Below are 12,086 nucleotides of genomic sequence, written 5' to 3'. Positions count from 1 at the left end.
TTTATGATGGGCGATTTCATAATTTGTTACTTGTTTGTTTTTTGCAGTTTTTGAAATATTTCTTTTCTGAGGAAATACTATTCTTTTTCTTCGTTTTCTGTTTGCTTCGCCAGTTCGCTGGCGCTCGTGTGATTAAATATGTTTTTATCCTGAATCAGTTCATTTATAATTTCCGAAACTTCGATGAAATGTTTCATTTTTTCGTCTGAAACATGTTTTCTGACGGTCTCATTAAATTTCAGAACAGTATTTTTAGATAATTCTCTCTTTTCTTTTCCAAAATCGGTCAGATAAATTAAAACACCTCTTCCGTCAGTTGGATTTTTTTTGCGGACAATCAGACCTTTGTCTTCCATTGATTTTAATGTCCTGGTTAAGCTGGTAGCTTCCATACCCATTCTTGGGCCTAAAGCAGTAGACGGAGTTCCTTCTTCCTTATCAATACTTAACAGAGCAAATCCTGTTGCCATGGTGGCATCATATTTTGCAGCCTCTTCATTATACATTCTTGAAACAGCCTGCCATGTAGCTCTCAAAATATAATCTATCGTTTTGTCTTTCATAGGTAACTATATCGATTTCAAATATAATAAAAAAATACTATGCATGCATATTATTTTTTCATAATTTTTTGGTTAGTTAAAAAATCCCTTTGGTTTAGAGGGCTTTGTAGTTTATTTAATTTGAAATATACTATTCTTTTCTCTGATTTTAACAATTTTAATATCGTAAAAATCTTTTTATGCTATTTTAGTAATTTTAAATTTGATTAATTTCCAAAAATCATGAGTTTATCTCAGTATGATCTGGTTCTTCGTATTTAGAAATAGCATCTTTTAGAGTTTTTTTAAGCCGGTTTCTCAAATTTTCAGGTTTAAGAACTTCTAAGCCACATCCAAATCCCAGTAGCAGACGCTCCATTTCATAATTCGCAATCAGAAATAAATCAATAATGATACTGCCGTCTTCATTTTCCGCAAGCAAACGCTGCGAAGCATGCAAAGGTTTAGTCAAAACATACGGGGCATTTATAGCGTCAATCCACAATTCAATGTGTTTGGGCTGCAAACCCGAATTCATCGTTACGCCAATAATATTTTCATAATAGGATTCGGCATCAAAATCTTCTTCCAGATAAGTAAGATTGAAATCATAATCAATCGAAATAATTCTGTCCAAAGCTAAATTCGTAATCGGCTGAGTTGCTTTTTTCTTTCCGACTAAAAACCAACGGTTGTTGAATTCCTTCAATATAAAAGGATGAAAATGAAATTTGGATTCTTCTCGCGATTTAAACGATTTATAAGTAATCACCAAAACCATCTTTTTGATTATTGCCTGATAAATCTCTTCCAGATAATGAAGTCCTTTTAAATTTTCATTTTTATCCAGATGAATAACCGGTTTAGTATGCGATTTTTCGGCGTAGATTTTATCTTCCAGACGTTGTAAAATATCCGAAACATCGTTGAATAATGAAAAATCCTTAAATTGTTTCAGCATAGAAACGGTTTCCGTCAGCACATTCATGTCGGTTTCCGTTAACGGAATATCAGTGATAGAAAAATCTTCGTCTTCGTAGCGATAATACTTTTTATCATAAACGACGATTGGAGCATTATAACCCAGTTTTTCACTGCGCATCATCTGGATATCCATCTGTATGGTGCGTTTGCTGATGGGGATTTTGCGCCCTTCATACTCTTCCAAAGCCTGAGAACAGCATTCTATTAAATCTTCCAATGTCCATTGCCGGTATTTATTCTGCAGACATTTGTCAATTGTTTTGTAGCGGATTAAGGCGTTTTTGTTTTGTGACATATGTTGTGTGTGTTTTTGCTCGCAAAGTCGCGAAGGCGCAAAGTTTTTTGTTTAGGTTTGTCATTTCGAGGAACGAGAAATCACACTAGTAACTCTACAAAGAAAATCAAATCTTCGTCGAATCCCGCGTGTGATTTCTCGTTCCTCGAAATGACAAAACTGTGAGAGCGTTGCTTAAATAAAAAAACTTTGCGTCTTAGCGACTTTGCGAGATTACTTTTTGATTTCTAAATAACTTATCTCTTTTTCAATATTTCTTCTTGCCCGATCTTCATATAAATTCCTGAATTCATCCGTTTGAAAAATAAATTCATTCTCCAGAAAATGTTTCAACGCTTTTGCGCGTCCGGGTTTATAAAGAAAATCAGGGTAAATTCGGTATTCTTTTCGTATTTGCTCAAAATAGATTTTATAATCGTCCCAGTCTTTGGCTAGGATTTTCAAATCGAAATCAATCAGCCAATTAATATCTTCGTTTGCATTGTGCGCGTGAAGTTGTGTAGCGCAAATGGCATCAAAAACTAATTGTTTATTTAAAGTGTGATTTTCATTTAAAATCGACAAAGCAAACTTGGCACTTTTCAATTCATTATCTTTTTTTGAAGCCGAATAAATAAAATCATGATAAAAAATAGAAACTAATATTTCATTCGGATTTTGAAGACGATCTCGATACGTTTCGAAACTGGCAATCATTTCTTTTAAATGCGTTAGATTATGGTAATGCCTTGATTTATTGGAATATGCTTTTTCCAAATCAGTCCAGTTTTGCTGAATTTTATTCGCTGTAAAGCCAATATTCAAAAGTAATTCAGAATAATTTTTTTCTAAATTCATATAATTTTTTACTCAAATTTAAAATTTCTTTTTTACTGCGCAAAATAATTGCGTAGTAGTTTAGAAATCTTTGCTCAGGAAATAAAACAATGATATTTCTTAAAAAAGTTTTACTACGCAGAATAATTGCGTACTAGTTTAGAAATCTTTGTTTAGAAAATAAAACAAACGTTCTTATAAATAAAAATTGAGTTCAGACAGGTCAAGTTTAAGTTACTTCAAACACCCATTTAGAGATAAACTTATACCATTACCTTTTAAACTCAAATTACAAATGGGGCAGTAGCTCAGCGGTAGAGCAGGTAATTTTGAAATTATCCCAAAAGGTCAATCAAAATTTACTTCTCACACTTTTAATGTCCGTGTCGCGGGTTCGAATCCCGTCTGCTCCACTAGTAATGGTCAATTAAAACTTACTTTAGAAAACGGCTAATTTCGGTTCGAATCCGAACGATAGTTTTAAAATCACCAGTACAAAAAAACGAGGGTCAAAATTAGCTTACTTCTCGGGGAAACCCACAAACTTCCAATTTGAATTAGCTAATTCATTACACTCCAATTTCAGGTCAAGTGCTTCTTACTTCAAACTCTTTTAGGTAGAACTCAGAAGCACCATTATCTAAATTTTTAAAACTAAAAAAAATGAAAACACAAGAATTATTAAAAATCAGTTTACGTCAAAATGCAATTTTCGTTCCAACAGAAATGATGACGAATGAAATTAAAAATATATCCGGAACCACTTCGGTGTTGCTGGCCAATGTTTCCAAACTCGGATTCACATTTTCTGAGCCGCTTTTGTATGCCTTAAACAGCGAAAACCCAAAATATAAAATAGAAGTTTTAGAGGTTCTGAGAGAAGTTTTAGGAACCGACAAAAACTGGACACCATTGGTAAAAGAATGGAATGTGCCAACAAACGAATCTGTTGTAGATCATATTGTCACGTTTTTCGCAAATGTTTTCCAGTCTAAAAACGGAACAACTTTACAATGCGGACATATTATTCCCGAAAATACTTTTCCTATAGAAAGATACAATGGTTGTCCGTTTTGCGGAACGCCATTCGAATTCGGAAAGCTTGAAAATATTGGTCAGGGAAGTAAATTAAAAGTTCTGGAATTGTGGAATGAAAAAGAATTGCAGGATTTTTATATTTCGTTGTTACAGTCCAAAACGGCTTTAGACGCAACTCAGATTGATAGTTTAAAAATCGCTTTGAAATACTTGCCATTGCCAAAAACGGATGTTGCAATGAAGGAAACTTTAATGCTCGTAATCGATCTTTTGATTGAAAATGGTAAAGAGGAAGAAGCTCAGCAATTTTTGAAAACGCCAACTGATATATTACGTTATTTGTGGTACAAAAACACAGGTTTATTGCAGATTATTGAGCCAAAAACGATCATTAAAAGAACAGCTAAAAATGCACAGCATTTATACCATGTTCTGGACACAAGTCCACAGGCAAAAGTTGCTTCTCAAAAAGATTTGAAACTTAAATATTCGAGAAAAGAATGTCTGATGGTAGCAAACTGGCTGAACAACATGGAAATGGATGTCGAAATGATGTGCGAGATCATGCACCCGAAAAGAGGAATGTGGGTTCGTTTTATCCGTGCGTTGCGTTTGGCAGAATACAGCAAAAGAAAAGGATTTGAGAAATTAAATTTTTTAATGGATGTATTTTATAATCAAGTGTATGATGTCTGGCAAAGCAAAGTAAATTCGTCAAGATTGAAATTTGATGCCGATAAAACATTTGCATTGTTAAAACAACGTCCGGGATTGTTTGCGCGATCTTTATTCTCAAATATGCTTTGGTTTGGAGCAGACGAAACGATTGCTCATTTTGAAGAAATTATCGATAAAGTTCCGGCCAGATTGATATTTACGCTAAACATGTATGCTCAAAATTATTTTGATGTAAAGATGGAAAGAAGTGTGAAACCTCTGGGCGGAACAAACAAACGTATTGCTTCAAATCAATTATTGAAATTGTATGAAGATTTTCAATTGGAAGAAATGAAAACTAAAATTGAAGATTTGTGTATTCTGGCAATGAAAAAGCGTTTTGCGGCGATTAAAAGCACAAACAAAACGATCTATATTGATCCGCAATTGTATAATATGCCGGTTTCTATTGGAGACCGAAGCGATACGGTTCAGGATTTGCCGGTTGCTTTAATGGGAACGCGTTTCCCAATTGAAGGAAACGAAGTGCGATTGTTTATGCAATGGGGTAAAGATCTGCCGGCTCAGCATTTAGATATGGATTTGAGCTGTCATATCGCACACGAAACACGTTCAGATATGTGTTCTTTTAGCCGATTGACGACTATGGGTTGTCAGCATAGTGGTGATATCAGAAGTATTCCGAATAAAATTGGAACAGCTGAATATATCAACATTAACATAGACGAGTTGGCGAAAGCAAACGCAAAATTTGTGACGTTTACCTGCAACGCGTACAGCAACGGAAGTATTACGCCAAATTTGGTTGTAGGTTGGATGAACAGTAAATATCCGATGAAAATTTCGGAAAAAACAGGTGTTGCCTACGATCCGTCGTGTGTAGATCATCAGGTTCGTGTGACGCAGAATGTTGCCAAAGGTTTGGTTTTTGGAGTGTTGGATGTAGCAAAACGAGAAATTGTTTGGTTAGAGATGACTTTCGGAGGTCAGGTCGTTGGAGGTTTGGATTTCAAAGGAGTTCAGGCTTTACTGGCAAAATTGAACAGCAAACTAAATATTGGTAGTTTGTTACAACTAAAAGCGCAAGCTCAAGGTCTAACAATCGTAGAAAATGAAAATGCTGATGAGGTGTACAACGCGCAATGGGCAATGAACGCTGCAGCGGTGACACAATTATTAATAGATTAAAAAAAGGGACAAAGGCTCATAGGAGCAAAGGTTCATAGGTTTTGTAGAGGTGCACTGTTGTGCGTCTTTTAAATTAATCTCTCAAAGCGCAGCCCCGAAGCTTCGGGAGCAAAGTTTTTCTCTCGCAGATTTAAGTAGATTTTTTATATCATTTTAATTCTTCTAATCTGTGCCAAAAAAATTAGCTAAAATTTGTGGAATTTGTGGCAAAAAAACTTTGCGATTTAGCGACTTTGCGAGAAATAATAATCTACGCAAAATAACTGCGTAGCAGTGTAAAACCTTTGCACCTATCAACCTCTGGATCTTTGTCCCTTAAAAAAAAAGAAAAAAATGAAAACACAAATAAACGGTACAGATATATTAGAATTAGGATTCCCTGAAGGAAAAATAATCGGGATTGCCTTAAAAATAAACAGCAAAAGAAACGGATTTACAAGAGACGAAATGATTGCCAATTTCAAAAACGTCTTAGCAACTCCGGAAAATTATATAGACGATAAAGTATTCAGCAAGCTGGCTGTGGCTTTAATCGAAAAAGCGAATGAAAAAGCGGAAGACTTTATTGCATTAAATCCAAATCCAAATGCGTATTCGGCTTACGGATTGGATCATATCGAAGACGGTGCGAGAAAACAAATGGAAGTAGCCATGAAATTGCCAGTGACAGTTGCGGGAGCCTTAATGCCAGATGCTCATCAAGGTTACGGATTGCCGATTGGTGGTGTATTAGCGACTAAAAACGCTATTATTCCGTATGGTGTTGGTGTTGATATTGGGTGTAGAATGGCCTTGTCGGTTTATGATATTCAGGAAGATTTTTACTTTGAAAACGAAGCCAAATTCAAAAAAGAATTAATAACGAATTCTGTTTTCGGAGCCGGTCACGGATTTCAAGGTCAGTACAAATCAGATCATGCGGTTTTGGAGAATGATACTTTCAATATGAATCCGTTTGTGAAGAATTTAAAAGATAAAGCCTGGTCGCAATTAGGATCTTCGGGTGGTGGAAACCATTTCGTGGAATTCGGAATTATGGAATTTGCCAAAGACGATGCCGTTTTAAATATCCCAAAAGGAAAATATGTGGCTTTGTTAACGCATTCCGGTTCACGCGGAATGGGAGCAACAATCGCGGGACATTATACTAAAATAGCCAAAGACGAATGTAAACTTCCGGAAGTAGCTAGAAATTTAGCGTATCTGGATATGAACTCACAATTGGGTCAGGAATATTGGATGGCTATGAATTTGGCGGGAGACTACGCTTCGGCTTGTCACGAGATTATCCATAACAAAATGGAACGTGCTTTGGGAGCTACAATTTTAGCCAAAGTCGAAAACCACCATAATTTTGCCTGGAAAGAAATATGGAACGGCGAAGAGGTAATCGTGCATAGAAAAGGAGCAACTCCAGCAGGAAAAGGCGTGATGGGAATCATTCCGGGATCTATGACCGCACCGGGATTTTTAGTGAGAGGAAAAGGCGAGGAAAACGCCATAAACTCCGCGTCGCATGGAGCCGGAAGACAAATGAGCAGAACTCAGGCGATTAAAAACATTACGAAAACAGAGATGAAATCGATCCTGAGAGATCATGGTGTCACACTTATCGGTGCCGGTCTGGACGAAGCTCCCATGGCGTATAAAGATATCAATCAGGTAATGGAAGCACAACAGGATTTGGTTGATGTTGTGGCCAAGTTTACACCAAAGCTTGTTAGAATGGCCGATGACGGAAGCAGAGAAGACTAAGGAGAGAAAAGAGGCAAGAAGAAAGATATAGCGCACAGATTTTGTTTCACTCAGATACGGCAGATTTTAGCAGATTTAATTAGATTTTTTTTTAAGATAATCTGCGCCGATCTGCTTAAATCTTTTTTAAATCTGCGTGAAACAAAAAAACTTTGCGCCTCTGCTCCCGATAGCTATCGGGATTGCGAGATTAATTCAACACAAAGAAAAGAAACAAAAACTTTGAGCCTTACCACCTTCGTGGCAAAAAAATAAAAATGCAGACAAAGAAGAAAAAGCAAAGAAGAAAGATATAAAGTCTTGCTTCTTTCTTCTACAAAAAATCTAAAAAAAATGAAATACATAGATATAGGAATCAACCTAACAAACAAACAATTCCAAAACGACATAGACGATGTCGTACAAGACGCGGTAGATGCCGACGTAACGCAAATGATCCTTACCGGAACAAGCGTAAGAAACAGTGAAGAATCCGCAAAAATTGCGAGACAGTATCCGGGTGTGCTTTATGCCACGGCGGGAATACATCCGCATGATGCGAAGAGTTTCGATCATCAGAGTATTGCGAGACTTCGGAAATTATTAGAACAAAAACAAGTCGTTTCGGTAGGCGAGTGCGGACTCGATTTTGACCGTGATTTTTCGCCCCGAAACAAACAGGAAGAATGTTACAGAGCGCAATTAGAACTCGCGATCGAAGTTCAGAAACCATTGTTTTTGCATGAGAGAGCCGCTTTTAGTTCGTTTATGAATATCACAAAAGACTATTTGCCGAAACTGCCCAAAGCCGTGGTGCATTGTTTTACGGGAACTTTGCCCGAAGCCAAAACCTATCTCGATAACGGATTTTATCTCGGTTTTACCGGAGCGATTTCAGACAGCAAACGTTTCGCACATTTAAAAGAAGTCATTCAGTACGTACCGCTCGACAAAATGATGATCGAAACCGATGCGCCGTTTATGCTTCCAAAAAATGTCCCGAATAGCCTTTTAAAAAAATACCACGAACGAAGATGCGAACCTGCTTTTCTGCCTTACGTTGCGGGAACCATTGCACAGTTTAAAGGAATTGCTTTGGATAAGGTTGCGGAGGAAACGACTAGGAATGCTAAAGCGTTTTTTGGGATTTAGATTTTAATTATAAAGATTATTTGTTGGCTTTTAAATCAGGGGTTTTTACTTGGTTTGAAGGCTTTTTGTTTATATATATTTGGAAGTGATAATTCTGCAAACTACGGAAAACCGTAAGATTATTATTAGAACTTTATAGAACTTTGAGAATTGGTTTTTTATTAAAAAAATATAAACAGCAAATTATGAATATTTTCAATCATACGGTAATTCCCTTAGATAAGAAAGTAACACTCAACTTTATTAATGTTGAAAATTACTCAAAGGATTTTCTAAAATTAATTGAAGAAGAGATCGGATTTATTAGAAATGGAATTATAAATGATGAGGGTATTAAGGACGTCAAGAAGAGAATCAAAATATGGATTGATAGAAAGAAAAAGGATGAAAGAGCTAAAAATGGATTTGTTGCTGAATTTATTTGCCATTTATATTTACGATCTAGAAAATTTGAACAATATTCTCTATTTAAAAATTTAGAAGAAAGAGGACCAAAGAAAGGATTTGACGGTCTGTATATGCTAGATGATGAAATGTGGCTAGTAGAAAGTAAATCGACGACAGTATTAACAAATACTCACTTTAGCGAAATTAATAAAGCATATTCCGATATTAAAACAAAAATAGAATCTAGTGAAGAAAATCTCGAAATAAATGATCCTTGGGAAAATGCAAAACATCATATTCAAATAGCAAATCCAAATAAAACTTTAACAGAAAATATGAAAAAATTAAGCTCGGATTTTATCAATAATAAAAAACATAAAATTAAAGAGTTTAATATAATACCTTGTTCAACAATTTATCTTAAAGGGAGTTGGAAAAAAATTGACAATGGTGAACTTCAAAAGAAATTAGAAAAAGAAATAGTTAAAAAAGAAGCTAAAAAATTAAATGTTTTATGTGTTAATAAAAAGAGTGTAGATGATTTTATAAAGTTTATAAATAGCTAATAGTGGAAAAGGACATTGAACAATTACGTAGATTAAGAAATAACGAAAAGTTTAGAAATAATTTTGAAAATTTATGTCTAAATAGAGAATTATCTTTCGAAGAAATTCGATTTCTTTTGAGCTGTTCTATATTATTTTTTAAATTATATGATGCAGATAAAAGATATACTTCTTACTTTAAAATAGGTTACTATATTATCCTCAAATATTCATTTTCATATCATAAGTATCAAGCATTATATGATGTATCTATGCAGTTAGGTTTTTATCCACTTGTAGAATTTATACTCCGAAAAGGACTACTGAAATTAAATACCAAAAATATTATTATTGATGCTTTTGCTTATAGTTTGTTTAAAAAAGACTATGAAATTAGACAAGGTTATGTTGAATCATTAGAGCAAAATAATTCTAGAAAAAGAATCATAAGCTTTGAAGGAAATGAGATTGCTTACATTGCTCCAACTTCATATGGAAAAAGTTCAATAGTTAAAGATTTTATTAAAATAAATAAGCCAAATAAAATTGCCGTTATAGTACCTACTAAATCATTATTAATTCAAACTTATCTCGATTTAAAAGAATTGTCTGCAGATTATAAATTAGTTTTACATGATGAAATGTATTCCAACGAAAGTAGATTTATTGGGATTTTAACACAAGAAAGAGCAACCCGCATTTTAAATAGTAATAATAGAAATTATTATGATATTTTATTTGTAGATGAAGCTCATAACATTTTTAAGAGAGATTCAAGAAGTTTTATTTTAGCCAGGTTATTGCAATTAAATTATAGAAGAAATAATAATCAAAAAATTATTTACTTATCCCCATTAATTGGTTCAGTTCAAAACTTAAAATTAAAAAAGACTTTTCAAGGAGAAATTTCAGTGAAGAAAGTTAATCATGATTTTAAAAGTTTTGAAGTCTATTATTTTAACAATGACAAAAGCTACTTCTTTAATAGATTTTCGGGAGAAACTTATGCTATAAATTTAAAAATTACATATTTTGATTATATTAAACATAATCTAAAATCCAAGAATTTTTTTTATCAGAATAAGCCACCAACAATTGAGCTTTTCGCAGAAAGATTATATAATAATTTGAGAGATACTAAGGAGGATAATTTAGAAATAAAAAAAATAATTTCTGTGCTAAAAAAAGAAGTTCATAAAGATTTTAAGCTTGCTAAATTTCTTAGTAAAGGGGTTGTTTATTTACATGGAAAAATACCAAATATTGTAAAAGAATATATAGAAAGCAAATATAGGGAAATTGATGAAATCAAATATTTGGTGGCAAATAAGGTTGTACTTGAAGGAATTAACATGCCAATTGAAACAATTTTTATTACAAATAATAGAGTTGGAAGAAGAAATATTTCTTATAACGATTTAATTAATTTAATAGGTAGAGCAAATAGATTAAATTTTATATTTAATGATAAAACTTTAGATAGATTAATTTCAAAGATTCATTTTTTGGATCATGAGTTATTCCAAGGAAAAAGATCAATGAAGAGTACAATGGAAAAGCTAAATCGTGAAAATGTAAAAGATGTTATTGAAAATCCAATCGCTGAAAGCTACAATATCGAAGAGTTGAATCTTTCAAGTGATGAAAGTATCACAAAACAAAAATTAGAAGATAGAAAGATAAATGATTTCTCAGACTTTATTTTAGAAGAACCCAAAAATGAGTTTGATAGAATTAAGAGATATTGCATTGAAAATTCGATCAGTAATTATTTTGAAAATATAGATTTGGCTATTCAAATTATAATTGAAAATATTAATAAACATGTTTTCAATGAAAATGATAAAATTATTGATATTATTAATGAAATTTTTGTCAATAACCATCTTAATAATATAACTGATTTTGAAATTTCTCGTTTGAGCGAAGTAAAAGCTAGAAATTACTATAATAATTTTATAGAAGTAGTACAACATATGCATTTGAATCAAAGAATAATCTCAACGAAGGAATATTTTGATAAAAAGGCGATAACTGATGATCCATATTTATTTATTGGGACAAGTTATGGTCAATTAACTTCAAAAGAAGCTGGTAAAAGATCAAAATATGATGAAGGTGATAAAAAATATGACAGCAAAGTTTTTATTGATTTGTCGGATTCACGAGTAGATTTGATTAATATTGCCATTGTTAAATTAAAAATAGAAGAAGATTTTATTGGATACAAAATAACTCAATTGATTTCATTTCTTCATGATTTTGAAATTATTCCTAATGATTATTATCTTAAAATAGTTTATGGTACCACTAACAGCTCAATAATTGATTTAGTTAGATTTGGATTAAGTGTAAGTACAATTTCTGAGTTAAGGAAAGATAATCAAATTTTAAATATTGGATTAGATACTAATGGAAATCTAAAAGCTAAAGACATTTTTACTTTTAGAAAATATCTTTCTTCAAAACCTGAATTGTTTAAATTTGAGATTGAAAAATATTTGAATTAAAGATCACAATTCAAAATATTAAAAAGTAATCTTTTTCTTTCTTTTAAAATAAAAACATATCTTTGCAAAGCAAAACAATCAAAGGAGAAATCCTAAACTTTTTTAAAGTAAACATAAACGAATACCTCGTCACGGTGAAGGAACAGGAAACTGTCCTAAATCATTCCTTTGAATGTTTTGCACACCTAAAGCGGGGTATTCGCGTATCAAAAATTTT

General features: G+C 33.0%; 8 protein-coding genes and 1 tRNA gene. 6 read left to right on the top strand and 3 right to left on the bottom strand.

The window, feature by feature from the left end; all coding sequences use genetic code 11:
• Positions 1 to 77: 77 nt before the first annotated feature.
• The 3 genes from ABEB31_RS02240 to ABEB31_RS02230 all read right to left on the bottom strand — a co-directional run bounded on the left by ABEB31_RS02240 (position 78) and on the right by ABEB31_RS02230 (position 2,658).
• Positions 78 to 563: a MarR family winged helix-turn-helix transcriptional regulator gene (locus ABEB31_RS02240; protein ID WP_347049715.1), complete on the bottom strand. Its 486-nt coding sequence runs from the start codon at positions 561 to 563 to the stop codon at positions 78 to 80.
• A 220-nt stretch (positions 564 to 783) separates the two neighbouring features.
• Positions 784 to 1,821, bottom strand: a complete 1,038-nt coding sequence (locus tag ABEB31_RS02235) for a helix-turn-helix transcriptional regulator (RefSeq protein WP_347049714.1) — start codon at positions 1,819 to 1,821, stop codon at positions 784 to 786.
• Between the two features lie 213 nt (positions 1,822 to 2,034).
• Positions 2,035 to 2,658: an HD domain-containing protein gene (locus tag ABEB31_RS02230; RefSeq protein ID WP_347049713.1), complete on the bottom strand. Its 624-nt coding sequence runs from the start codon at positions 2,656 to 2,658 to the stop codon at positions 2,035 to 2,037.
• Between the two features lie 276 nt (positions 2,659 to 2,934).
• On the opposite strand from ABEB31_RS02230, the gene ABEB31_RS02225 reads away from it, so the two are divergent.
• The 6 genes from ABEB31_RS02225 (at position 2,935) to ABEB31_RS02200 (ending at position 11,869) form a co-directional block, all read left to right on the top strand.
• A tRNA-OTHER gene (locus ABEB31_RS02225) sits at positions 2,935 to 3,050 on the top strand.
• A gap of 250 nt (positions 3,051 to 3,300) precedes the next feature.
• Positions 3,301 to 5,541, top strand: coding sequence for a hypothetical protein (locus ABEB31_RS02220; protein ID WP_347049712.1), 2,241 nt, complete (start codon positions 3,301 to 3,303; stop codon positions 5,539 to 5,541).
• A 333-nt stretch (positions 5,542 to 5,874) separates the two neighbouring features.
• Positions 5,875 to 7,296, top strand: a complete 1,422-nt coding sequence (locus ABEB31_RS02215) for an RtcB family protein (protein WP_347049711.1) — start codon at positions 5,875 to 5,877, stop codon at positions 7,294 to 7,296.
• Between the two features lie 333 nt (positions 7,297 to 7,629).
• Positions 7,630 to 8,427 carry a TatD family hydrolase gene (locus tag ABEB31_RS02210; protein WP_347049710.1) on the top strand — a complete coding sequence of 266 codons (798 nt, stop codon included), beginning with the start codon at positions 7,630 to 7,632 and terminating at the stop codon, positions 8,425 to 8,427.
• 185 nt (positions 8,428 to 8,612) lie between these two features.
• Complete coding sequence (locus ABEB31_RS02205; protein WP_347049709.1) at positions 8,613 to 9,380, top strand: Hachiman antiphage defense system protein HamA; 768 nt, start codon at positions 8,613 to 8,615, stop codon at positions 9,378 to 9,380.
• Positions 9,381 to 9,382: 2 nt separating this feature from the next.
• Entirely contained in the window at positions 9,383 to 11,869 is a 2,487-nt protein-coding gene (locus ABEB31_RS02200) for a DEAD/DEAH box helicase (RefSeq protein ID WP_347049708.1), read from the top strand.
• The last annotated feature ends 217 nt before the right edge of the window (positions 11,870 to 12,086 follow it).

The organism is Flavobacterium olei, from assembly GCF_039749035.1.
Lineage (GTDB): Bacteria > Bacteroidota > Bacteroidia > Flavobacteriales > Flavobacteriaceae > Flavobacterium > Flavobacterium olei.
The sequence above is the reverse complement of the archived record's forward strand: the minus strand, read 5'-3'. Positions and strand labels throughout refer to the sequence as shown.